Origin of the sequence: Streptomyces sp. MMG1121, from assembly GCF_001280015.1 — a bacterium.
Taxonomy (GTDB): Bacteria; Actinomycetota; Actinomycetes; order Streptomycetales; family Streptomycetaceae; genus Streptomyces.
Map to the genome: position 1 here is coordinate 1 of NZ_LGDV01000246.1, position 22,886 is coordinate 22,886.

At 67.5% G+C, this 22,886-nt stretch carries 20 protein-coding genes and 1 pseudogene; 7 read left to right on the top strand and 14 right to left on the bottom strand.

Features of this window, described 5'->3' with window-relative positions:
- Both ADK64_RS38080 and ADK64_RS38085 read left to right on the top strand, forming a co-directional pair.
- A partial coding sequence (locus tag ADK64_RS38080) for an oxygenase MpaB family protein (RefSeq protein WP_053666683.1) occupies positions 1–788 on the top strand: 788 nt, incomplete at its 5' end.
- 145 nt (positions 789–933) lie between these two features.
- Positions 934–1,248 (top strand): hypothetical protein, encoded by a 315-nt coding sequence (locus tag ADK64_RS38085; RefSeq protein WP_053666684.1) that lies wholly within the window; start codon positions 934–936, stop codon positions 1,246–1,248.
- A gap of 241 nt (positions 1,249–1,489) precedes the next feature.
- Here ADK64_RS38085 and ADK64_RS38090 read toward each other — a convergent pair whose 3' ends face one another.
- Positions 1,490–2,857, bottom strand: coding sequence for a recombinase family protein (locus tag ADK64_RS38090; RefSeq protein WP_053666685.1), 1,368 nt, complete (start codon positions 2,855–2,857; stop codon positions 1,490–1,492).
- Between the two features lie 493 nt (positions 2,858–3,350).
- On the opposite strand from ADK64_RS38090, the gene ADK64_RS38095 reads away from it, so the two are divergent.
- Positions 3,351–3,914, top strand: coding sequence for a dihydrofolate reductase family protein (locus tag ADK64_RS38095; RefSeq protein ID WP_053666686.1), 564 nt, complete (start codon positions 3,351–3,353; stop codon positions 3,912–3,914).
- A 149-nt stretch (positions 3,915–4,063) separates the two neighbouring features.
- Here ADK64_RS38095 and ADK64_RS38100 read toward each other — a convergent pair whose 3' ends face one another.
- The 8 genes from ADK64_RS38100 to ADK64_RS38135 all read right to left on the bottom strand — a co-directional run bounded on the left by ADK64_RS38100 (position 4,064) and on the right by ADK64_RS38135 (position 11,722).
- Positions 4,064–4,945, bottom strand: a complete 882-nt coding sequence (locus tag ADK64_RS38100; protein ID WP_324614497.1) for a bifunctional class I SAM-dependent methyltransferase/NUDIX hydrolase — start codon at positions 4,943–4,945, stop codon at positions 4,064–4,066.
- On the bottom strand, positions 4,946–5,152 hold the full coding sequence (locus ADK64_RS48140) for an SAM-dependent methyltransferase (protein WP_234384889.1): 207 nt from the start codon (positions 5,150–5,152) through the stop codon (positions 4,946–4,948).
- 103 nt (positions 5,153–5,255) lie between these two features.
- Positions 5,256–5,840, bottom strand: coding sequence for a class I SAM-dependent methyltransferase (locus tag ADK64_RS38105; protein WP_053666687.1), 585 nt, complete (start codon positions 5,838–5,840; stop codon positions 5,256–5,258).
- 292 nt (positions 5,841–6,132) lie between these two features.
- On the bottom strand, positions 6,133–6,576 hold the full coding sequence (locus ADK64_RS38110; RefSeq protein ID WP_053666688.1) for a hypothetical protein: 444 nt from the start codon (positions 6,574–6,576) through the stop codon (positions 6,133–6,135).
- Positions 6,566–7,672: a hypothetical protein gene (locus tag ADK64_RS48145; RefSeq protein ID WP_234384890.1), complete on the bottom strand. Its 1,107-nt coding sequence runs from the start codon at positions 7,670–7,672 to the stop codon at positions 6,566–6,568. The genes ADK64_RS38110 and ADK64_RS48145 overlap by 11 nt, the downstream gene beginning before the upstream one ends.
- Positions 7,669–9,666: a hypothetical protein gene (locus ADK64_RS38125; RefSeq protein ID WP_053666690.1), complete on the bottom strand. Its 1,998-nt coding sequence runs from the start codon at positions 9,664–9,666 to the stop codon at positions 7,669–7,671. The genes ADK64_RS48145 and ADK64_RS38125 overlap by 4 nt, the downstream gene beginning before the upstream one ends.
- Positions 9,663–10,415 carry a toll/interleukin-1 receptor domain-containing protein gene (locus tag ADK64_RS38130; RefSeq protein WP_053666691.1) on the bottom strand — a complete coding sequence of 251 codons (753 nt, stop codon included), beginning with the start codon at positions 10,413–10,415 and terminating at the stop codon, positions 9,663–9,665. The genes ADK64_RS38125 and ADK64_RS38130 overlap by 4 nt, the downstream gene beginning before the upstream one ends.
- A gap of 14 nt (positions 10,416–10,429) precedes the next feature.
- On the bottom strand, positions 10,430–11,722 hold the full coding sequence (locus ADK64_RS38135) for a helix-turn-helix domain-containing protein (RefSeq protein ID WP_199829827.1): 1,293 nt from the start codon (positions 11,720–11,722) through the stop codon (positions 10,430–10,432).
- 275 nt (positions 11,723–11,997) lie between these two features.
- Here ADK64_RS38135 and ADK64_RS49390 point away from each other — a divergent pair.
- Together ADK64_RS49390 and ADK64_RS38145 are read left to right on the top strand one after the other, a co-directional pair.
- Positions 11,998–12,120, top strand: a pseudogene (locus ADK64_RS49390) (IS481 family transposase); the annotation flags it as partial.
- A 71-nt stretch (positions 12,121–12,191) separates the two neighbouring features.
- Complete coding sequence (locus ADK64_RS38145) at positions 12,192–13,097, top strand: ETEC_3214 domain-containing protein (RefSeq protein ID WP_053666693.1); 906 nt, start codon at positions 12,192–12,194, stop codon at positions 13,095–13,097.
- A gap of 279 nt (positions 13,098–13,376) precedes the next feature.
- On the opposite strand, the gene ADK64_RS38150 is transcribed toward ADK64_RS38145, so the two are convergent.
- Both ADK64_RS38150 and ADK64_RS48565 read right to left on the bottom strand, forming a co-directional pair.
- A complete protein-coding gene (locus ADK64_RS38150) occupies positions 13,377–15,722 on the bottom strand; it encodes a hypothetical protein (RefSeq protein ID WP_159046451.1) in 2,346 nt (781 codons plus the stop codon).
- Between the two features lie 185 nt (positions 15,723–15,907).
- A complete protein-coding gene (locus tag ADK64_RS48565) occupies positions 15,908–16,036 on the bottom strand; it encodes a hypothetical protein (protein WP_267888600.1) in 129 nt (42 codons plus the stop codon).
- 308 nt (positions 16,037–16,344) lie between these two features.
- Here ADK64_RS48565 and ADK64_RS38155 point away from each other — a divergent pair, with 308 nt between their 5' ends.
- Together ADK64_RS38155 and ADK64_RS38160 are read left to right on the top strand one after the other, a co-directional pair.
- Positions 16,345–16,659 carry a hypothetical protein gene (locus ADK64_RS38155; RefSeq protein ID WP_053666699.1) on the top strand — a complete coding sequence of 105 codons (315 nt, stop codon included), beginning with the start codon at positions 16,345–16,347 and terminating at the stop codon, positions 16,657–16,659.
- Between the two features lie 17 nt (positions 16,660–16,676).
- Entirely contained in the window at positions 16,677–20,933 is a 4,257-nt protein-coding gene (locus tag ADK64_RS38160; RefSeq protein WP_053666695.1) for a tetratricopeptide repeat protein, read from the top strand.
- Between the two features lie 60 nt (positions 20,934–20,993).
- On the opposite strand, the gene ADK64_RS46425 is transcribed toward ADK64_RS38160, so the two are convergent.
- The 3 genes from ADK64_RS46425 to ADK64_RS48150 form a co-directional block, all read right to left on the bottom strand.
- Positions 20,994–21,299 carry a tetratricopeptide repeat protein gene (locus ADK64_RS46425; protein WP_159046452.1) on the bottom strand — a complete coding sequence of 102 codons (306 nt, stop codon included), beginning with the start codon at positions 21,297–21,299 and terminating at the stop codon, positions 20,994–20,996.
- Positions 21,300–21,495: 196 nt separating this feature from the next.
- Complete coding sequence (locus ADK64_RS38165; protein ID WP_234384891.1) at positions 21,496–22,005, bottom strand: hypothetical protein; 510 nt, start codon at positions 22,003–22,005, stop codon at positions 21,496–21,498.
- Between the two features lie 638 nt (positions 22,006–22,643).
- Positions 22,644–22,886 (bottom strand): hypothetical protein (locus ADK64_RS48150; protein ID WP_053666697.1); only part of this gene is annotated, 243 nt, incomplete at its 5' end.

Sequence of the window (22,886 nt, forward strand, 5' to 3'; positions counted from 1 at the left end):
TGGCGAACACCGGCCAGTTCGTCACCTACCTCATGCAGACCAACGCCTTCGAGGAGGGCAGCAAGTTCATCCCGGCCGCCCAGAAGGTCCGGCTGCTGCACGCCGCGATCCGCCACCACCTGACCCGCTCCGACCACTGGGACGTGGAGCAGGACGGCGTGCCCCTGAGCCAGGAGGACATGATCGGCGGTCAGATCTGCTTCTCCATCCTCGTCCTGGACGCGATGCACCGCCTGGGCATCCACATGAGTGAGGAGGGCGCGGAGGCGTACTACTACGCCTGGCGGGTCGTCGGCGCCATCCTGGGCTGCGACATGGAGGCGGCTCCCAGCAACCTGACGGAGGCACGCGAGTACGCCGACCTCTACCTGCTGCGCAATCTCGGCCCGTCGGAGGACGGTGTACGCCTCAACCAGCAGCTGGTGAAGATGTACGAGGACGTGGTCCCCGGCACCCTGTTCGACCCGATCGTCGCCGCCACCATCCGTTTCCTGGTCGGCGACACCATCGGCGACTGGCTCCAACTCCCCCGTTCCGCCTGGGACATGGCCGCCAAGGCGATGCCGCACGTCCTGAACGTCCTGGAGACGATCGAGGACAGCAGCCCGCTGGGCGAATGGGCGCTCGACAAGGCGGGCAGCCTCTTGACCACCTTCGAGCTGGCCTCCCTCACCCGCGGCCGGGTCATGCAGTACGCGATCCCGGAAGAGCTGAAGTCGGAGTACGGCGTCCGCTCCCAGCAGTCCCGCACTCACCGCTGGACACCCCCGGCGTCGACCATGGTCTGACGACCCGGGCACAAGGCCGAGGTCGGCCGCGCCGTGACCCCACCTGGGGCCCTACCGAACTGTGATCACGGCATGCGCTGGAGGCAGTAGGGGGCTTCCACCTTGATCGTGGACACCGGTTGTCATGCAGCGATGGCCAGCGTAGTTGACACGCGATCCACGCGAGTTCCTCGACGGCAGGCACGAATTGACCGTCGACGTGCCCGAGATCGTCGGCGGAACGGACTGCCTCGCGGGGGTGTCGGTCGACGATGACCGGCTGCTGCTGTCCGCCAGCGCAGAGGATGTGGAGATGGGCGGCTCCGGCGGACGCACGATCCTGCGCAATCACGGGGAGGGCCGCTACGGCGCTCGGCTCACACTTCCTAGCCCGGGGACCTGGCGAGTTACCGTGGGCGATCCGGTGAATATGGGGCGGATACACGAGGTGAGCAGTGTCGTGCTCGTGGCGCAGCCGTGACTCTGACAGAATGTCGGGCGAGGCTCACGATTGGCTCCCAAAACGCAGCCCCGCTTGCGCTACCACAACCGTATCGTCAGCGGTCGACTCGCTCGGACACAGAGTTGCCCCACGGCGCCCGGTTTCCGGGCAGGGGACATTGGCACCCGTTTCCGGCTCCCGGCCGGGGCGGGTGTTCGTCGTTGCGGTGCCGTCGGCCTGGCTTCTCCCTTCGCCGGCGTTTCGGTGGGCCGTGCTTTGGTCAGCTGATGGTGATCCTTTCTGCCTGGGGTGTGTTCGCGGTCAGGGTTCTGGTCGCGGGGTCGTAGGTCAGGGTGATCTCCTCGCTGCGCAGGTGGGCGATTGCCTGGGCCGGTGTCGGCGGCGCCGGATCACAGCTCACGGGTGCCGACCTCGGAGGACCCAGGCGGCTGGTGAGGCGGAGGTGCAGGGCCGGCAGGTGTGGCAGTACCTGGTCTTCGCGCAGGTAGGCGTTGGGGGCGCGGCTGGGGGCGGGCTGGGTGGCGCTGGTGTGGCCGTGGCGGCACCGGTAGCCAGGACGGTGGTGAGTCCAGTGGGACTCCATGCGTCGGCCGCAGATGCCGCAGCACAGTAGACCCGCGAGGAGATACGTGCGTCCGGATACCCTCTCCCGGCGGGCGTGGAGGGTCTGGACGGTGATGAAGTCGGCCTCGCTGACCAGTGCCGGATGGGCGGGCCGGGCGGAGATGATCCAGTCAGTGGGGGTGTTCCAGCGCATGACGTCGTGGTGGCCGAGTGTGGTGTTGGCGGGGTCGATCAGGTCGTGATCGGTGCGCTGACGGTTCCATACCTGGCGGCCGGTGTAGCGGGGATTGGTGAGGATGGACCGCACCGTGTTCAGTACCCACCGCTGACCGTTACGGTGCGGGTTTCGGGTGGGGTCTACGGCGGCCGGGCAGGGGATACCGGCGTCGTTCAGCGCGCGGGCGATACGGGCGATGCTGTGGCCGGCCAGGCGCTGGGTGAAGATCCAGGACACGATCGGCCCGCACTCGGGATCGGCATCCAGACGCTGCATGCGGACACCGCGGCGGGCGAGGGACCGGTTGGGGTGCGGTCCGGCGTCGGCGAGACGGTATCCGTAGGGTGGGCGGCCGCCGAGATATCGCCCCTGGTCGCGTGTTTGCACGGTCATCGCGGCCCGCACCCGGATCCGGGCGCGGGCGATCTCCCGCTTGGACAGGATGCCGAGCAGGATCATCAATTCCTCCTGCCCGCCGACCTGCGGGTCGACGGCTCCACCCAGTTCCGGCACCCACACCTCGACGCCGTAGTGGTCGAAGAGCGGAGCCATGGTCGCGAACTGGTTGCCGTAGAAGGCCCGTTCACTGGAGCCGATGACAACGGCATCGAACTCCCGGTCGGGATCTGCCATCGCCGCCAGCAGCGCGGCGGCTTGGGGCCGCCGCGCCCAAGGGATGGTGCGGCTGCGGCCGGTGTCGAAGAACTCGGAGACGATCCGCCCGTGCCCGGACACCAGGGCCTGCGCTCCGAGCAGTTGCCAGGCCTGCGACGTGGCGGGGTCCTGATGGTCCTCGGTCGACACCCGGCCGTAGAACGCAAACCGCAGACCACTGGCGGACGGCATGCCGACGGGGGAGGAGCCGGGAGTCCAATTACGGGCCCAAGCCGTCAAGAAGACTTGATCCGTAGGGGGCTGTTCGGCCGGACGGTGCGGCGCTCCCATGATCGGCGCCTCCCCTTGCTCGCTGTGCGTTGCCTCACCGTGGGCCTGCCCGGACAGAGCGGGTCGGCTGCACAGAAATACAGAATGTCGACCCGAACGAGTGAAGATCGCTGTGCAATGTAGGGGCAGGTCCAGTGCCACGTGAGGAGCGTAGATCAGTGGGTTCAAGACTCCGCCTGCGTGGCCGGATTGCGTGGCCCCGGCGACTCCATGCGTCGAGATATGGCCGTCGTCCTTGACGATGCCCTGCGCACTTGATGCCTGTGATGCATTGAGGATTTCTCAACGAGATGATCTCGTGAGCTGACTCAGCCCAGGAGGTTCTGCGAGCCGCGATGAGTCCTGCGGCGTCCGGCGGTCGTACTGTCGAGCCCGTTACCGAGGAGGACTCCTGATGCGTCGCGTGACCTATTCGATGAGCGTCTCGCTTGACGGCTACATCGTCGGGCCGGACGGCTGCTTCGACTGGACGGTGCCCGACGAGGAGGTCTTTCGCTTCGCCACCGACGAGGTGCGAGAGGTCGGTGTCCACCTGTTGGGGCGACGGTTGTACGAGACGATGCTGTACTGGGAGACCGCCGACCAGAATCCATCGCTCGACTTCTCGACGCGCGAGTTCGCCGCGATCTGGAAGTCGCTGCCCAAGGTGGTGTTCTCCACCACGTTGGCGGCAGTACAGGGCAATGCCCGCCTGGCCTCCGGCGGCCTGGCGGAGGAGATCGAGCGGTTGCGAGCCGAGCCGGGAGAGGGTGACATCGCGATCGGCGGCGCGACGCTCGCCGCCGAGGCGGCCGCGTTGGGTCTGATCGACGAGTACCGCGCCAGGGTCCACCCGGTGCTGATCGGCGGGGGCATTCCGTTCTTCCCCCAGCATGAGCGCCGGGTGGATCTCGAACTCCTCGAGAACCGCACCTTCAGCTCGAGAGTCGTCTACCTCCGCTACCGCGTGACGCGCTAGCCGTAGGGCGGCGAGTTCGCCGTGCACCCTGCGGTAGCCCCACGATGGGTTTCCCGTAGCAGGGCCCGGCGAGGTGGGGAGTGGTCACGGGATCGGTCCTTCGTGTTTGGCGATTGCAGTATTGTCTCCGCCCGTATGTAGGGGCGGGATCACGCAGTGGTGGGCGTGTGTGGGTCGGTGATGGGGGTGAAGCGGGCGGGTGCGTGGTCGATCGGGAGATCGGGGCGCCAGGCGGTGAGGATTTGGGCGCTGCACTCGAACAGGTCCGGGGGCAGGGCGTCCAAAGGCCACCAGCGCCAGTTGCCGACGCTCTCGTCGGGCTGGTTGGCCAGCTCCCCGCGCCATCGGGTGACGAGTGCGCCGAAGGTGATGCGGACGACGTCGCCGACCTGGTCGAGGAGCATGCCCAGGAGGCGGACGTCGTCGGGGTCAGCGTACAGGCCGGTCTCCTCGGCGAGTTCGCGTACGACTGCCTCCTGCAGTGACTCGCCCGGCTCCACGGTGCCGCCGGGCAGCTCGCGTGTGCCCAGCCGGTGTCGGCCCAGGAGCAGGCCTTGGGGCCCGAGCAGCACGGCGTCGACGCCTACCGCGGCGCCGGCGACGGGTGGCTTCGCGGTGCGGGGCCGTGCGGTGATCCGGGCCGGCCGGTGGGCCTGGAAGAGCCGGTAGGAGGCGTGGTTGTTCTCCTGCGGCGCGTCGAGGACGGTGACGTCCTGCACGCGGAGCCCGTACTGCACGAGCAGGTCCTCCCACACCTCGGGTGTCAGCACCCACATGTGCACGGTGAGGTCGTCGCCGCCGGCCGGGCGCAGGATCTCCGGGCGCGGGGTAACCGTCGAGGCGGGGCCGTCGCCAGCGGAGTTGGTGTGCAGCACGGTGAAGTACAGCCGGCCCCCCGGTTTGAGGGCGGTCGCCAGGGCGGGCAGGAGCCGGTGCGGGTCGAGGAAGTGGAACGTGCGCAGGGAGTAGATCACGTCGTATGGCGCTGCCGTGCCCAGGTGCTCGACGGCGTCGGCGTTGACCAGCCGCAGTCATGGCACGTCGGAGTAGCGGGTGCGGGCCCGTTCGATCTGGCTCGGGGAGGCATCGACGGCGTCCACGTGTGCGCCGTAGGTGCGGGCCAGGTGTGCGGCGTGCCGGGCGGGGCCGCAGCCGAGGTCCAGGACGCGCAGGCCCTTGAGGTCCCCGAGGATGCCGTCCCCCGGCCCGTTGGCCGGGCCCCACGTGATCTGGTCCACTTCCGTCAGGGGTGTACCGCGCCGCAGGTGGTGTGTTCCGTAGGCGTCCCAGGCGAGGCGTGTTTGTCGTTCGATGTCCAATGCGTTGGCTCCCATGTCGGGTTCAGGGGCGGAGTGCGTAGCAGCGCAGCACGTCGAGATCGGCGGTGTGTACGCCCGACCAGCCCGCGGTGAGCGTCTCGGCCTCGGCGGCGGTGATCCCGAGGTGCTTGCAGGGGTCGCTGTCCTCGCGGCGGTCGGCGAGTTCGGTGACGACCCAGAAGGTCCCGCCGGGTGCCAGGACCTGCCGGACGCGATCGAGGAAGGCCGGCTTGTCGTCCATCCACCGATAGACCAGACGGCAGGTGACGACCGCGTACGCCCGGTCTGGCAGGGCGTTGACGTCGTCGGCGGCGAAGTCCATCAGCTGCCAGGTCTGCCCTTCGCCGTGCTGGTGGCTCCGGGTTTTCTGGGCTGCTGCGGCGATGGCGCTGGGGGAGAAGTCGATGCCGGTGGTGCGGTAACCGAGCTCGTGGAGGTGGTGGGCGAGGGCGCCGTCGCCGGTGCCGATGTCGAGGGCCGGGCATCCACGGCCGGGTCCGACGTGATCCGCCAGAAGCGTGGCCTCGGCGCTGCTGACGTCCCGGTACCGGCGTCCGCCGGCCCAGAGCGGCTCCCAGTAGTCGGCGGTGGCAGGGGTGGCCGTCATTCGGCTCCTTCGCGAGCGGGCGGGACAACCGAGGCCGAGGTCCCGGTGGAGGTTTTGGATGGAGCGCAGCAGCCGATGCAGGATGCCTGGAGGAGCGCATCGAGTGTGAGGGCGGTGCGCACGTCGAGCAGATGGGCCACCAGAACACCGGCGATCGCGACAGCGAGCGGGCGGGACCCGGCAATCAGCGTGGTGCTGACGGCCTGAATCCGCCCTGGAAACGCGGATGGCACAGGGCTTGCCACATCGGCAGTTCGGCCCGGTGCTGACGCTGACGGCCGTGGCCCAGGCCCTACGCCGGGTCGGTGGGGTGGTGTGTGTGGAGGGTGAGTCCGGTGATCCGGCCGGATTGGATGACGGGACCGTTCTGTACGCCTCCACTGATGGTGTTGTGCACGGTGCTTGGTTGTGTATCCGCGTTGTTCGTGACGTCCTGCAAGGATGTGAGCAAGTCGCGGAGGTCGTCGCTGGTTGCGGAGCCTGGCTGCAGGAGATGTCGCAGGTAGGCGTGCGACTGGTTGGTGATGTCACGGGTCGTTTGTGCGTCACCTCTGGCTTCGGCGGCGAGTAGCCGAGTTCGGGCGGTGTCCAAGTGGGTGATCGAGGCTTCATCTGCACCGATGCGTGAGAAATACCGCCCGACGAGTTCGCGGGCGTGCATCCAGGAGTCGGTGACCATGAGCGAGACCAGGGTGGTCGCTCCGGATGCGGCGAGGGCGGCCAGCTCACTGTCCATCGGTCTTCCTTTCAGAGGGCGGGGCTTCGGGCGTTCCGTCGGGCGCGGTGTGTGCTGAGGCCGATGGGTCATCGACGTTCGATGTGAAGCTCGCCGGCGGATCGAACCTGCGGAGTAGGTCCTCGGCGGTCTCGTGCCGGTCCTGTGTCTTGATGACGTCGGCGATTTGCTTGGCCAGCATTGCTCGTCGGACGTCTCCGTCTGTGAAGCCCATGCTGTTGAGGAAGGCCTCGAAGTGGTCGGCGGTCTTCAGCTCTTGTTCGAAGGTGGGTGCCGGCTCCGGCAGCGGACCGGGTCGTTCGCCGTGCGGCTGGGCTATGAGATGAAGAAACCGTTCGGGCACGTCCGTGTCGTTGGCGGCGGACGTGAGCTGCGCGAGCAGACCGAGATCAGCCACGGTCTTCTCTACATGGTCGTCGTTCTTGGCGAGCCACCAGACGACCGCGCTGCCGGTGTCCTTCAGTACGTCTTCGCTCAGGTATTGCCGCTTGCTCTGCTCGTACTTCCGCTGATGTTCCCAGACCGCCTTGTCCTTGCGTACTTCGGCGAGTCGGTCCAGCCGTTCTTGGTCGTGTTCGGGCAAGGCAAGTGTGATGTCCTCCGCCATGATGTGAAGGTGTCCGGTGGGGTCCGGGAGCATCCTGCTGAGCGCACCGCTCAGTTCATGCTGGACCAGGGATGGCCGACCTGGCTCCCGCTGCTCGGTTATCGAGCGGGCTCGGGCCAGGACTGCTTCGACTGCGACGCCGGCTGGGTTGAGGACGGGGTCGTTGTCGGCTGCTTCGAGGGGGTACCACCGCACAGTTGCCGAGAACACGAAGTCGTAGTCGGTCCACTGGCTGGGCAGTGCCACGTGTCTGACGTGGTGTTCCCTGCGTTCGACGGGCGGATCTGTGCGTTGCTCCTGCACGTCGACTGGCAAGGGCCCACGTCGTAATGCGGCGAGCTTGAACGCGGCTGCGGGGACTCCGACGAGGATTACGGCCAGTGCGGGCCAGGCAAACGTGGGCCAATTCTGCGTCAAGCCGAGAATGGTCAGCAGGAGGCCGCACAGGATGGTGAGGAAGACGGTCGTCGTCTTGCAGCCGGTCGTCATGGTGTGGTCCCCCTCGGTGATGCGGTGGGCGGTGGCGTGTCGTGAAGGGCGAGTCCCTGGGCCGCGGAGATCCTTTGGAGCAGCCGCTCGGTGGTCGCGGCAGCTCGTACGGCTTCGCCGGGGGCGGTGCGCTCGGCGGCGCGGGCGCTTGCGTACAGGGTGGCGAAGGTTGTGCCACGCTTGCCCTCACATTGGTCGGCCGCGTCGACGAGGAGGCCCAGCAGCAGGTCACCACGATGTCCGGCATCGGTCGCCGTATGCAGCCAGCGCTCTGCGTAGGGTCGCCACTCAGCATGTGGCAGCTCGTCCAGCACTGCTCGCCAGCACGTGGTCACGCAGGTCTGCACCCCGTTCTCCTCCACCAGGGCGCTGGAGTTGTCGTAGGGGGCGATGAGCGCCACCGGATCACAGGCGGGTAGAAAGATACGGAGTTCGGCGGGGGAGAGGGCTGAGCGTGCCAGGCGGTCGAGCAGCCGCCGCCGTAGTCGGCTGCTTGTTGCCACCAGTTCGCACACTTCCTGCAGGGCGCGGGTGGTGCCGCGCTCCCGGCGAGCCAGGTGGTACAACCGGAGCAGGGCCTGATCGGGGTGGCTGGACGCGATGACATCCGCGCACACCCGGACAAGGACCTGCGCGAACTCTCCCTTGAGGTGCTTGTTGGCGCACCACTGGTAGATCCGTTGGCGGAAGCTCCTGCCGTGTGCTGGGTCGTTGAGCCCGCAGGTGAGCGCATGGACTGCGGCCTCCAGGCGGGCCCGGCTCGTGGTCGTGGCGCTCCAGTCCTCGGCCAGGGAGGCCAGACCTTCACCGCGTCCGGTCCGCAGATACTGCGCGGCCAGCCGCGCCACCAGTCCGTCACGGACCTCCCGGGTGACGTGTGGGTCGTTCAAGTCCACGCTGCCCGCGGCCCAGGTGCCGAGATGCTGTCGCAGTTCGGGCATGTGATCCCAGAAGTGGGCGCGGATCGCGGCGTCGTAGTCGAGCTCCGTGAAGCGCACGTGACCGTCTGGTCCGGTACCGGCGGAAATCTCACGCAGCCGCTCGGCGAGGTCCTTGCGTTGGAGTAACGGGATTTCGTCCGGTGGGTGCCTGAGGGTGCTGAGCAAGAGTTGGGCCGCCTGGTGGACGACATCGGCATGGGCGCCGTGCAGCATGGCGACCGTGATCAGCAAGGCGCGCTGCGGGCCCTCGCGTAATCCGGTGACGACTGTGGCGATCTCCTGGCGCCGGTCGTCCCGCGCTTTGCGAGCCGTTGCGCACCACTGTCGGAATCCGTGGCCGGCGGGAGCTGCCTCGCGGGCGCGGCGCACCAGGTCTGCGAAGGCCGCGATCTCCCGCATCGGCCACTCGTCATCCGGAATGTCGACCGTCTGATCAACAGCCAGGTACTGCTCGTGGGGCACACCATGCACCCGAAGGTGGCGCTGGAAGACCTGCAGCGCGGGTGGGCGTCGGATTTCAACACGGTATTGCTGTAGGTCTGAGTCGAGCGCGCTCCCGTGCGGCATGACGACCACGAGATGGGCGTGCTGGTCGTGCACGGCCTTGCGGAGAGTAGAGAGGTCCACTCGGGCTGCGGTCCAGCGGTCGGCGTGGGTGGCCGACAGGTCCAGCAGCAGCCGGTCGCCGGCGCCGACGAGATCCGGGTCCCTCAGGGGCAGTTCGTCCTCCTCGTCGGGCAGCAGTTCGTGGAAGACGCCGGTGTCCTGGTGATGTTCGCGGAGAAGTATCCGAGCCGCCGAGGTACGACCGCTTCCCGGGGTGCCGGCCAGGATGACGGTGCCGGTGTCGGACAGCGTGCGGCGGGCTTCTCCCATGCCGATCGGGTCGACCAGGACCCGGCGCAGCCACGTGAGCTGGTCGTCAGCGACACGCCGGAAGGCGGATCTGTCCGTATCCTGCAGATGAGTGCCGACGGTGAAGTAGATGTCGCCGCTGCCGGTGTGCATGGGGCCGCGGGGGTTGTCGACCCATGTGCTGTGGCGCTCGCTCACTCGTCGTCGCCTTCGCGCCGGTCGGACTCACCGAAACGATGCCGGATGTCTCCGTGATGGTCGCCTTCGAAGTACGTCATCCCGTCGCCGGAGAAGTGCCGGCCACCCGACACGTGGCGCGAGTCCTGGTAAATGTTGCCTCGCCCTGTGTGTATCGGCCCGTTGGAGCCCTTGATGACGGTGCCGCCGACATCTCCGGTGAAGTCCCGGCTCTGTACGGCCGTTCCGATCACGTCTCCGGTCGAGTTCGTCACAGAGCCGGGCGCGGGCGAGGCGGCGGCGTCCCGGTCCACGTCGTGGAGGCCGGTCATCTCGGCCACCAGGTCACCGAGACGCTTCAGCCCCGCCTCGGTGTCGTGCCCGTCCAACCGTATGGACTGGAGGTCGGCCAGCCGCGCCAGCTCGTCCGGCAGGTCCGCCTTGTTCAGTCGATCCGTCTTCCGGCCGTCCAGTACGGGAACGACCGGGATCCCGCAGGTGAAGGCCTCCAGAATCTCTTTGCGTACCCAGTCCTCCGGGTCACGCAGCCGCGCCTGGAAGTTCGTCCAATCCGGCCCGATGACAGCCAGGAGCACGGAGCAGCGCCGTAGACCCGTCAACAGCGCGTCGGGATACGCGCTGCCCGGGGAGATGGACTTCGAGGCACGGAAGGCGCGGTCCCGGCCGAAACGGCGTGACAGTTCGTGGTCGATGAGTGCGGCGGTCTTGTCGCCGTCCCCAGTTCGGTAGTTGATGAACACATCGGTCACGGCCGTTCCTCTCTTCAGGAAGCAGGGAAGTGCGATAAGGAGCCCAGACGTGCAGCCAGTTGGCGTACTGAGGCGTGATGGGAGCGGCGGCCCAGGACGTGGGCGAGGCGCCGGAGATCGATCGTGACGGTTGCGGACCGGACGGCTGCCACTGCGTCGAGGAGCGGTGCCGTCGTAGCACAGGCCTGCTCGATCTCACCGGCCGACGCGTAAGCAAGCGCTCGGCGTACGCCGTACCGCACCTGCGTGCGCACCGCCTCGGGCGAGACGCGTGCGAGTTGCCGGGTCAACTCCTCTGCCGCCTCGCGCGGTTGGCCGAGGTCGAACAGGCACCACCCGGTGATCATGCCGACCGAGTCGGGCAAATGCATGCTGCCGATCACTGGTGTGTCGGCATCGTCCTCCTGGCGGGTCAGCAATGGCCGTGCCCTGTCCAGAGCGCGAAGGCATGCGTCGCGGTCACCGGCCAGCGCGTGACCCTGGGCCTCACGCTGCGCAGCCAGCCCGCGGATTCGCGCCGGGAGCGTACCGTTCTGCGCGCGCCGCGCGAGGGCGACCGTCTGCTCTGAGTCGTCCTGGTACAGCGTGACCAGCGCCCGACGGACCAGCGCATACCCGGCCAGCGCCCGGTCACCGCCGGCAGCCGCCAGATCCACCGCCCGCTGCGTCCACCAGAGTGCCGCCTGTTCGTCTCCGGTTTCCTGCACCAGCCAGCCGACGTACTCGGCATACCGGGAGCCGAGTTTCAGTAGACGCCGACGGGTGCGGGAGTCCGCGTGCACGGACAGTTCTCGCAACGTGTGCGTCTGTGCGATCAGGCCCGGCAGCAGGAAGCCGGGCTCCACGCTCTGGCCGAGCCGGCGGTAGTGCGTGAACAGCGAGCGGGACGCTTCGAGCATGCCGCCCGCAGCTGCCGCGGAGACCGGTCCTTGGCCACCAGTACGCCATCTCATCAGCGACGCGGCGCCGACGCTGACGGCCTGCCGCCGGCTCACGGGCTGGAACCAGCTCGGACCGTCCGGTGACAGCTGCATCATCCACTCCTCCTCGTTGATCCCGCTGGCCACCGCTGTGTCCGGTGCACCGACAGTGGGGGCGGCGACCAGGGCGATCAGTGCTCCGCCTGCTTGCAGGGCGGCGTCGCACAGTCTGGCGAGATCGCGGCTGGGCGCCTTGATACCTCGTTCGACCTTGCTCAGGTGCGCCTTGCTGTAGTGCACGGCGGCAGACAGTGCGGTGAGACTGAGTCCGGCGTTCAGGCGCCTTTTCCTCAGCTCCTCGCCGAAGTCGGTGGACGGCTGCGGCACGGAAACCTCCATAACCATCCATCCAGATGAACGTGGCTGCCGCACGAAAGAGTGCGGCAACCACGGCTGGACGGACAAGGTGAATGATGCTGTTTCCCGTTTCCTTTCCCGTAGATGGGACGCCGCACGTGTGGCTCCAAAAGTCACGATCACTGATGACACCTGGCTCTTCGATCGCTATGGAGATCCAGGTGTCGAAGTCCAGCCCCACTACCCCGCCGCTTGACCGTGAGGCCAGGCGGCGCCTGGCGGTCATACGCCTCGTACCGCCGCTACCGGCCGAGGGCGTTGAGGGCCTGCGCCACCATTCCAGGGCATCGAAGACCTCCCCGAACTTGACCCAAGTCGAGGTGGTCGGGAAGATCATCTTTGTGAGGCAGAACCAGCACATCGTGCCCCGGGTAGATCGCGATGTACCCGGGCCAGCCCGCCTGCTGCCTTCCGGACGCGCGTACGGCATCCTTCAGCGATGAAGCCCGATCCCGAACCCTGGTACAGCACCACCCTCAACGTCTGGACCCTGGCGGGAGTGCTCGTCGCCAGCTGGACCCTCGTCAAAACGATCACCGAGGGGTGGCGCCGCACTATCGGCCGTAGGCGCTACCTCACCACTCGCCTCCGCAAGATTGCCCCCAGAGTCCGGCACGACTATGTCGAGTCCTTGCTTGGCGCGCCGAAGTGGCAGTCGACGATGGAATGCACCCGTCTCACTGCCGCTGAGCTCGAAGAAGCCGACGACAAGGTCAGAAAGGTCGAGATCACCGTCCGGACCTGGCCCCTGTCACGGCTCGGGTACCTGGTGACCTGGTCCGAGGACGACGTCGTGGTCATGTACGGGATCACCACGACCAGCTGGTGGTTCCGGCCTCGTGTACTGATAGACCAGACGCAGATCCGACTGGGGAAGACCGTTTTCGCAGTCCTCAATGACACCAGCGAGCACCGGGCTTGGCTTGGCAACCGCCGGTTCGGGTACCTGGAGAGCCACTACTTCGGCAACCCTGGCGGCTACCGCTGGTGGTACGTCGGAGTCAACGACATGGGATACAACGCCGTCCCTCTTTCCCTCGACTGGTTCGACGACAAGGACGACTCTCGCATCCGGCTGCTGCCCGACAGACGAGACGCTTACCGGGCGAGCGCACCGATCAACACCGTCGTCGTCAGTAGTACGGCGCTGTACGAGGAACTCCAGGATGGCAGCTTCTTCGGCATCTCCTTGGGAGTCGACCAGGACTTGGTCCGCTTGGCCGATCCAGAGTTCCACGTGCTTGACAGCCGGATCAGCCGCGCTCAACGGCGTATTCGGGAGTGGCGCTGGCGCCTGAACTACCGCCGCTGGGAGAAGAAGCAGCGGGTCCTGCAAGACCGGTGACGGTGGTGTTGAGGACTGCCGGCCGGAGGAGCTGGGTGACGATGGCTGGGTCGGCTCCGGCTTCGAGGGCTGCCTAGTAGCGGGCGAGTCGTCGCTCACCGTCCTTGATCGCCTGGCGGGTGCTTGACCCTGTTCGGGGTCTGGGTGTCTGCGGCGCTTGCGAGGGGTGAGGGCTTCGATGGCGGCGGTGAGCGAAGGCCCTGGCGGTCCACTGGTCCAGGGCCCGGCAAACGACGTCTTCGCGCAGGTTCGTGCAGGTATCCCGCAACCGCCCGCGTCTTATCCGCCGCTCAGTCGGGCGAGCTGCGGAGAGGCTCCAAGTCCCGTCAGCAGGCTGACCTTGGGTACGGTTTTTCCAACTCCCTGGCGCCCGGCAATCTCGGACTTGAGGGCTTCCACAGTCGTGGCAGACCACTGTGCCTTGGCCGTAGCCAAGATGAGACCGGCCGCTCCAACGAGTGTGCACCCTTCCATGAGCTTGCTGGCCTCGCGCCGTCGTGCCTTGGGATTGTCACCGAGCGAGTCATTGCTCTTGGCTTCCCCCAACCACAGCTCCTCGGTGGTGGCCAGGGCAAAGTCCATCTCCACGAACCGGTCGCCGTCCTTGAGAAGTTCGAACTCCTCGCAGACCAGTGCGTGTCGCGCCCAGTACTGACCGCGTAGATACTGCGTGGCCAGCAGGGGTACGTCTCCGTCGTTCATGACGAGTTCAAGGACTGCGGGATGGAGGTCGTAGAACCAACGCGGCTCGTGTGTTACGGGCTTCCAGCGGTCTTTTGTCAGCTGGTTGTCACCTCCACAGCGCCTGCAGCGGTAGCTCTGGCTGATCTCGGCAAGAGGGTAGAACTCGAGAATGGGGCAGTGGCCGCAGCCCAGGATCAGCCCACGGCGCAACACGCCCTGTGAGGCCCATTGGTCGATCTGCTCTCTGCGTGCTGTCAGATCCCAGCCAGGGGCGCCGTGGGCCGCGATGGCTTCCCAGGATAGTACGACCGCGGACTTCAATTTCCACCAACTGCCGTCCGGACAGCCATTTGGTGCGGTGTCGGGCAGGAAGCGGCGTAGCAATGGCCATCCCGGGCTCGCGGCCAGCGCTTCCAGTGCGGCGCGGGATCCAAGGAGGCGCTCGGTGATGGAGGCGCGTTTCCCGGCCGGGCTGGGAAGGACCTGGATGCCTTCGGCGGATGCTGAGACCTGCAGGATGCGTTTGATGCCGGGCCAGGCCAGTTTGGGGGACGCCAGCGAGCCGGCCAGTGACGCTCCGCTGGGCACGAAGTCGAAACGGTGAGACCAGTACGTGATGCCGCCGTCGGCGGCGCGCACGAAGGTCTCCCACGGATTTTGATCGTCTGCGGTGACGGTCGACGGCCCAAGTGCGGCCAGCGGAGGCAGCGGGTGGTTGGCGGCGGTGAGAGTGAGCTGCCAGCGGTGCCTGTCTGGATCGAGGCCGCGAGGAACCTCAGCGGCCAGTGAGAGTGATGCCTGAAGCGAACCGTCCGGTTCCACAGTGACGGGCAGGGAACGTGGCTGTTCCCAGGCGTCTTTCAAGACCACCATGAATGGGTGATCCAGATCGATGTCGGTAGGTGCTACCACATCGAAGCGACGTTCCTCCTGCTCTGCCTCGATCTGCCGGATGGGGCGCTTGTCCCATCTCGACTCGATGCGCTGCCGGGTCTCCTCCATGCTCAGCGACGCGCTCGTCACCAGCAGCCGGTCCGATTCGCGACGAGAAAACAGCCACATGTCGCTGAGCCCAGGCTCTGCCCACGGAAGCCATGTCACCGAGCCAAGGATCTGCCGCAGGGCTTCGGCAAGCGCGAAGTCTTCGGGCTGGTCGCCCAGGATCACGATGCGCCTCCGGGGCCGGAACGCTCTCGTGATCGGGACACACAACCCGGCCTCGTGCGAACGCAACGTCCTGAAATTATCAGGTGCACCCGGGTGCAACTGCGAGAGCAGCGGCGCCTCGGTGCCCCTTGTTGCCGCGTCCCGCCATTCCTTGACCGTGATCTGCCTGTCGATCGCAGACTCTTCGATGCCGACATGCATGGCGTAGGCCAGGGCCTCCGCCGTAGTCACGAGACTCCTCGGCACACCGACGAGCGTGGTCGTGGCCACCTCAGCTAGCGGCGTCAGTTCACGAGCGTTGTCGTCGTCGAACAGATGGCTGCACTGGATGAGGTCTTCTCGTCTATTGATAGCGAGCTGCGAACGGAGCTGGTCAGCGGCCACTTCTGCTTCGTGCACGGCGGAGCCGTTCCAGGGTTCCCTGCGGAGCATTTGCCTGAACTGCTCACCCGCAGCACTGTCGGAGATCTTACGTTCGGCCAGCAGCCTGTCGACGGTGCCCGGATTCAGCGCGTCGTACGTGGCCCACGACGGGATGTAAGCAAGCACGTGGTCGGGGTTCAAACGAGCCAGGCATCGTTTGACGGCGGGGTGTCTAACCGCGCTCGAAGGCACGACCACGCTTCCGCTGCAGCCCCACACCGTCGACAGTCGCGCAAGAGCGGCTGCAGTCCAGGCAATCCAGTGCTCGTCGACGTGAGGTGCCACTACGACGTTCCGGGGCGGCCTGGCCGCATACGACAGCGGAAGAAAGGTGATGGGCTGCTCAGGCATCCGTCCAGTCTTGCACCCGCAGGTTGACGCAGGGTGCCGATTATTCCGTCCGCCCAGTTCAAGCCGTATGTATGTGCATGCTCGTGGAGGAGGCCGCCGAGTCGATCATGCAGGACGGCCGACGACCGCAACCGCCAGGCCACCACCCGGGAACGCAAGAGCTGCAAGCCGGTGATCGGCTACAGCTACATCCACTTTGCCGAAGCCGACCACTCTTGGCTCGCCTGCAGGGCAGTCCTCAACGACGAGCGCCAGGCCAGCGCCATCGCCTTCTCGCGACGTGCGAACACCTTCTTCACCGCGTACACGTACATGCGTCCGCTCCTGCTGGCCGTCAGTGTTGCCGCTGCCCGAACCAGCGTCCTCCCCGAAGCAATGTTCAGGATTTCGGCATCCCTGGCGAATCCGGACTGCACTCACGTAAGCACGCTGCACAGTGAGCCACGGGTGGGCGATCCGAGTCCCTGTTCACCGTCGCACGGATCGTTCGAGGTACGACCACGGGCAACTCGGACCGCCGGAACCAGTGGCAACGGCATGAACGTCCTTGCTATACCTGCGGAAAGGCTGGCCAGGGGGAAGGCGGGACGGCGTGACACGGCCGTGGAAGATCGTGCTGATCGTGGTCGGGGTGGCCTGCATCGCGGCGACGCCGATGGTGTGGTTGCTGAACGGCCCGGGGACCGGGGAGCTGGTCGGGGCATCGTTGCAGGCCGGCACCGGGGTCGCAGCGCTGGTGTGGGCGTGGTTGCAGCCTCGGCAGGGGGACTCGGCCACGGATACCGGCCAGGCGAAGGCGTCCGGTGGTGGGTCGGCGCAGACCGGGATCCGCAGCCCCGGTGGGGCGGGCACGGGATCGGCGCGGGTGGATCGGACTGGTGACGCGACGGCTGACGGGTCCGGCAGCAGTGCCGGTACCGGGATCGACTACAGCTAGTCTCGGGGAGCGGGTTGATGGAGGACGAGAACGGGTCCGGCGACGTATGGCCAGGCGCCGAGGTGCGGGACAGCGGCGACGCCCGCGCGACGGACGGCGGCACCGCGATCACCGGAGTCAGCGCGGCGACGGCGGCCGACGCGCCCGGCTCCGTCTCGGTCAGGGCCACGGGGGCGGCGTACGCCTCGCACGGTGGGGTGGCAATCACTGGGTATGTGGCGGGAGACGTCCGTGTGACGCTGCCGTCCCTACAACCCCGCTCGATGCAGGACTCCGTCCTGCCCGGCGAGCGGCGCCCGCGCCTGTTCGGGCGCGAGGCGGAGATTTCCGACGGCCTGGACGTGCTGCGGCGCGCGGACGGCGGCGGCCGGGTGGCGGTTGTGGTGACCGGGGCTCCTGGCATCGGGAAGAGCGACGTCGCCCTGCGCATGTCGCGGCTGGCCGCGGAGTGGTACCCGGACGGCCAGTTCCACATCAATCTCGCGCTGTCGACCGGCCCCACGGACCTCGTGTCGTCGATACTCCACGCGCTCTTTCCGCCCCAGCCTCCTCTGCCGGACCGCCGTGATCAGCAGCTGGCGCTGCTACGGACGACGCTCGCCGACAAGCGCGTCCTGCTGCTTGTCGACGACATCGTCTCGGAGGAGGCGCTCCTTGAGATCCTCTCCGTCGACGGCCCGTTCGCGCTGGTGGGGACCAGCCGCGTCAAGCTCAGCGGGCTCAGCGGCCTGGTTCACCTCATCGATCTCGGTCCACTGCCGGCCGCGCCCAGCGAGGAGCTCGTACGGTCGGTCGCCGGCCCTGGCCGGCTGACCGGCGAGCAGACGGCCGCGCTGTCCGAGGCGTGCGCCGGTCATCCGCTCGCCCTGCACATCGCCGCAGCGCACCTGGCCCGCCGGCCCCGCGTGAACGCCGACCGCTACCTGTCCGAGATCACCAACCCCGACCGCAGCGTCAAGGCCCTCGTCGCTGGCCAGACCGCGCTACAGCCTGTGCTCCAGCAGAGCTTCGACGCGCTCGAACGCGACCAGGCACAGGTCTTCTCCGCGCTCGGCGTCCTGCCACACATGTCGTTCACCACCGATGTCGTCGCAGCGGCCATCACACAGCCTCCGCTGGACGAGGTCGACGACAACAACCTCACGCGCACGGCCGCGCTCCTCGACTCGCTGGTCGAGCTCAGCCTCATCGAGCAGATCGACGACGACCGATTCGTGATGCACGAAATTCAGCACCGCTTCGCCCGGCTGACGTCCGCGCCGTGGTCGGGGACGCAACGGGCGGATGTCGTTCGTCATGCCTGTCTCATCACAGCCCTCCGCGTGTGGTCGTCTACCGATGCGATCGGTTTCCTGGACGAGGAGGCGACGGTCCCTGCCGAGAGCAGTACCGAGGCGCTGCAGTCGCTGAACGCGGACCGTCCCGGCGCGGTCGCCCTCGTCGAGGCGGCCCGGCAGTACGAGGCCTGGGACCACCTACTGCTTCTCGCCTTCGCGCTCACCGAGCACCTGCGGGTTGCCAGCCACTGGAAGGAGCTGGACCGCGTCTACCAGTGCGTACAGGAGGCCGGGGAGCTGGCCGGACACGCCAACTGGACGGCCACCGCGCTGTACAACCGGGCTGTGGTGGCCGGGCACCTCGGCGAGAGCCAGGATGCGGCAGACCTGTACCACCGTTGCGCCGAAACGGCGCGCGAGGCCAACGATGCCGAGCATCTGTTCATAGCGCAGCTCGGCCTGGGGACGCTGCTGATCAACCTGGGCCGGCCCCGCGACGCCATAGAGTACCTGCGAAGCGGACTGCACTACTGGCGGACCGTCGGGCATCATCAGGCCCTCGCGCTTGCCCTAGGGCACCTGGGCCAGGCGTACCTTGCGGTCGGACAGACCCGCCGGGCCGAGAATTACCTGCGCAACAGCCGCGACCTGAGCCGGAGCAGCGGGTTCGGTGAGATGCTCGCCACCCGGTCGATCGCCACACTGCTGAGCAGCACGGGCCGCGAGGCAGAGGCGGCGGAGGAGTCCGTCCGGGACATCGAACGGGCACGGGCCATCGGCAGCCGGGAGTGGGAGGCGCGGGCGCTGATGGACCTTGCGGCGGTACCGGCCAGCGCCCGGCCGGAGTCGGCTCCGGCCGAGCCCCTCGAGGCCGCCCTGTCCATCCATCAGGAGACCGGTGACGTGCAGGGCCAGGTCCGGGCGTTGTTCCGGCTCGGTGAGGATGCCGCGCACCGCGCTGACCTCGACCGGGCTGCGACGTACCTCGCGCAGTGCGCCGAGCTCGCCATCGGAATTGGCGACCATCAGCATGCGGCGCGCTCCCTGACCTATCTCGCCTCGTACAGCGGCGGCATCGGGCACCACGACACGGCGGAGTCGCAGTTCAAGGCCGCGTCGGACATGGCCCAGGAGTCCGGCAACCCAGTTCTTCAGGCAGATGTCCTGCAGAAGCGAGCCCAGTTGCTGTGGCACCGGGGGAGGATCGGAGACGCCGTCCGCCTGCTGTCCGAAGCGGAGCAGTCTCTCGCCGCCACCGACGAGAGTCGGGCACTCGCCCAGGTGCGGGCAGCCCTGGGCGAAGCCCTGGTCGTCGCGGGGCAGTGGCAGGACGGCGCCCGCATGCTGCGGTCCGTAGTCTCCGACTTCAGCGACGCCGCCTCCCCCAGCACCCGGGCCCGGGCGACGCGCGCCTTGGCCGTCCTCCACTCGCGACGCGGCCTGCACACCGAAGCCCTGTCCGCGATCACCAAGGCACTCGACGACTGCGAGCGGCACGATGACGTCGAAGGCGTCCTGCACTGCCGGATGGCACTGGGCAACATCCATGCACGGGCCGGGCGGTGGGCCGAAGCAGCCGACCAGTACGAACAGACCGCACGAGCCGCTGCCGAACACAAAGATCTCCACGTCCTCCTCACCGCCCGCGCGCAGGCCGCGACCTGCATGCTGCATACCGGCAACCAGGACGAAGCCGTCGCCCTGATGACCAAGAACATCCCGCTCGCCGAAAAGCTCGGCATGGACACCGTGCTGACATCCCTGCACACCAACCTCGGCGCCTGCCACGCCAAGGCCGGCGACCACCCCGCCGCGGCCGCGTCCTTCCGAACCGCCCTTCAGATCAGCGAACGTCTCGACGACAGCCCCCTGCGCGCCACCTGCCTGTTCAACCTGGCCCGCGCAGAGAAGGCCCTCCATGCATCGGAGGCCGCGCGTTCCCGCGCCCGGCAGGCCTTCGCGCTCCACCAGGTGCTCGGCAACTGGCCGGAGGCGGGCGAGAGCCTGGTCTTCCTGGGTGCACTCCACCATGAGACGGACCCCGACAGCACCGTGCCCAGCCCCGTGGAGCTCGTGGGAGGCGGCCCGGTCGACCTGCGCGTCCTCGAATCACTCCGAGCTCGTGCCCTCCGGGACGGTCGCGGCGACGCCGTGGTGCCGTCCCCTGCCCTGCCCCGGCTGCGCAGCGTGCGGATCTCCGACACCGTGCAGCAGGCGCTGGCCGCATTCGACCTGGACTCGCTCAAGCTTCGGTTCGCCACCTCCAGGCAGTACTGCACTATGTGCAATCTGATCATCGACGAGTCAGGCGAGGCCGAACTCCTCTACCTCCGCCACCCGGACGTCCACCATCCGATGCTCCGGCTCGCGCACTCCCACTGCCACCTCTCCGACTTGATCGAACTCACCGGCCCGGCCCCCGATCGCTCACCGGATCGCTTCGACGCCGAATGCATCCTCTTCGGCGGCGACCGCGCCGGAATCGTCCTCGACTGCCACGGCGGCTGGGGAGCGATCAACGGCAGCCGCCGCATCGAGGACGTCATCCTCCGGCTCTTCCTGGAGTCGGGCTTCACCAACCTACGCACCCTGTACACCAACAACGGCGGCAAGCCCCTCGACCTCCGCGACCTGCCGCCCGTCCCCGGCCGGGACCTTCAAGCCCGCCTGGTCGACAACAAAATCACCCTCAGCAACCCCCACGGCGACCTCCTGCCGGGCCTGCCGCTCAACTTCTTACCTCACTGGTACGAGCGGGCCCACCATGGCTCGCTGATCATCATCGCCGGCCGGAACCTTCCGGGCATGGTGGCGGACGACCCCACGTACCTCGAGCGCGCCATCCTCCTCGGGCAGGCTGTTGGCGCGGCAGTGCCGTTCACGGTGGTGCGGCCACGCAGGAATGCGCCGTGTCCATGCATGATGCGGCGGGGGCGGAAGTTCAAGCACTGCTGCAGTGGGCGGGAGGGGAGGGCGGTGTCGGCGAGCGGGGGGTGATGTGACCGACCGGCCATGATTAACCTCGTTGTCCGTTGCGATCGGCGACTGCGGCGAGTTTCATGCGGACGTTCGCTGCGACCGGATGGTCCATGTCCCGCACCCGCTAGCTGTCCCGCAGCGCCGCTCCAATAGCGGCACCGCCCACGCCAGATCACGCACCGACAGATAGGCGTAGGCAAGGGCGTTGCGCGAGGACAACGTGTAGCGATGGTCCTCGCCCATGACATTCTCGAACACTCCCAAGACTCGACGGATATATGCCATAGCGGAGAAGGACACACCTTGGTAGGCAAGGAAGAGGCCGGAAGTAAGAAGAATTCCGGCGACACCGGTTTCGATGCCGCCCTCGGTGTGGTCGGCCAACGCGCCTAAGTGGGCCAGAGGATCTCACTACACAGGCCACGTTTCAGAGGTACGCGGTGCGCGAGGCAGTACGTTTCTCAAATTGCTGATTGCCAGTTTGCGGGGCTCGTGATGAGTTCCGAAGTGCGATGTCGATCGTCGGTGTCTGCAGTGCGTGCAACCTCTGCACGAGGCGCCTGGCTGTCCCGGGACCGGCCTATTCGTTGACGATTCCGGTGACGGCGCTGGAGCCGGGTCCGGCAGCCTCCGCGTCTCCGGTGCGCGCGACCTTCAACGGGCCAGGACGGCTACCGCCGGCGTTCCGGATTCCGGTGATCGCGCTGCTGCCGTCGCGGGCCGTCGCGTTGCCGGTGTCGATGGCCGTGTCGCCGACGGAGGCGGAGAGGGACTCAAGGAGCGCGCGCAACTCTGCTGCCGCACCGGACTGTTCGGTCCCCTCGAGGCGGTCCAGCAGGGCCTCGAACCGTCCGGCCCACAGCCCTTCCTGCCGCGCCCGCTCCGCGCCGGCATCGCCTGACGGCGCGGGCGTCAGGGCTTGCGCGGTGCGATCGAGCCGCACGAGCTCCACCCTCACGCGCTCGGCGTCACCGCGGCCGACCAACTCCGCGGCACGACGCTGCGTCACGGGCCAGAGCGCGGTACCCACGGCCCGGACCACCGCCCGTCCGCCTTCTGTCGCCAGTGCCGTCAGCTCTTCAAACAGCATGCTCGCCCCCATTCGCGGCCGCACGCCGCAGGACAACCTCTCACGAGTCACCCGTGTACACGTTCGGAATTGTCGAGAAGTTTCCGCGGCGACAGCGGCGAGGAGCGCGTGCTGCATCTCCGAACGGTCCCGCGGCCTGACTCGCCCGCTGATCGTCCACAGCACCGGATCCAGCGCCCTCGGAGGGGTTAGGGGAAACGCAGCGAGCTGCCGAGTACATGAGGACGGGTTGCAGTTCGGTGTCCCGGGAGTGCCGCAGACGCGCCCAAGTTGAAGTAGGGCAGCACGAGAAGCAGGTCCCGGCCGCCGTTGTGCGCGTTGCATGCGACGGGATCGTCGACTTTGAGGACCGGAGGACACCAGCACGCGTCGGACAGGCCGCGCAGGGAGTCCGTCGATGCCGTCGTCGAGCATCTGGCAGCGCGCACCAGGTTGATGACGCCCACTCCAGCGCAGGGGACGCCCGACCTGCCGACGCCTACCGTGAGATTCGCCGGACACTCATCGCCATCGAGGCGGCCGAGCTCCAGCGTCTTTTCGAAGCCGACAAAGTCGGCAACGCCACTCGGCGCGGATCCAGCACGAACTCGGCCTCGAAGAAGCCAGCCTCCGCCCCCGCGACTGACTGAAGTTCGGTTTCACAGGTGGAAGTGCCCTTGCGCCACCACGACCGTATCGTCAGCCGTCAACTCACCCCTCGGACACCCTTTATGGCGATACCGAAGCGAGGGCCTCGACCTAACGGTCGCGGTCCTCGTTGCGTTGTCGTACGTGATCGTGATGCCCAGGGCCTCGTAGAGGGGCTCCTTCTTGTCGGCGTCGGCGGTCTGGATGCGTTGTGCGATGACTCCGAGTCTCTCAGTGATCTCGCGGATCTGGTC

Coding starts and splice junctions, on each gene's coding strand:
- ADK64_RS38090 (WP_053666685.1), bottom strand. CDS start 2,857: ATGCCGTCCGCCAGTGGTCTGCGGTTTGCGTTCTACGGCCGGGTGTCG.
- ADK64_RS38095 (WP_053666686.1), top strand. CDS start 3,351: ATGCGTCGCGTGACCTATTCGATGAGCGTCTCGCTTGACGGCTACATC.
- ADK64_RS38105 (WP_053666687.1), bottom strand. CDS start 5,840: ATGACGGCCACCCCTGCCACCGCCGACTACTGGGAGCCGCTCTGGGCC.
- ADK64_RS38110 (WP_053666688.1), bottom strand. CDS start 6,576: ATGGACAGTGAGCTGGCCGCCCTCGCCGCATCCGGAGCGACCACCCTG.
- ADK64_RS48145 (WP_234384890.1), bottom strand. CDS start 7,672: ATGACGACCGGCTGCAAGACGACGACCGTCTTCCTCACCATCCTGTGC.
- ADK64_RS38145 (WP_053666693.1), top strand. CDS start 12,192: ATGAAGCCCGATCCCGAACCCTGGTACAGCACCACCCTCAACGTCTGG.
- ADK64_RS38150 (WP_159046451.1), bottom strand. CDS start 15,722: ATGCCTGAGCAGCCCATCACCTTTCTTCCGCTGTCGTATGCGGCCAGG.
- ADK64_RS48565 (WP_267888600.1), bottom strand. CDS start 16,036: ATGTACGTGTACGCGGTGAAGAAGGTGTTCGCACGTCGCGAGAAGGCG.
- ADK64_RS38160 (WP_053666695.1), top strand. CDS start 16,677: ATGGAGGACGAGAACGGGTCCGGCGACGTATGGCCAGGCGCCGAGGTG.
- ADK64_RS38165 (WP_234384891.1), bottom strand. CDS start 22,005: ATGCTGTTTGAAGAGCTGACGGCACTGGCGACAGAAGGCGGACGGGCG.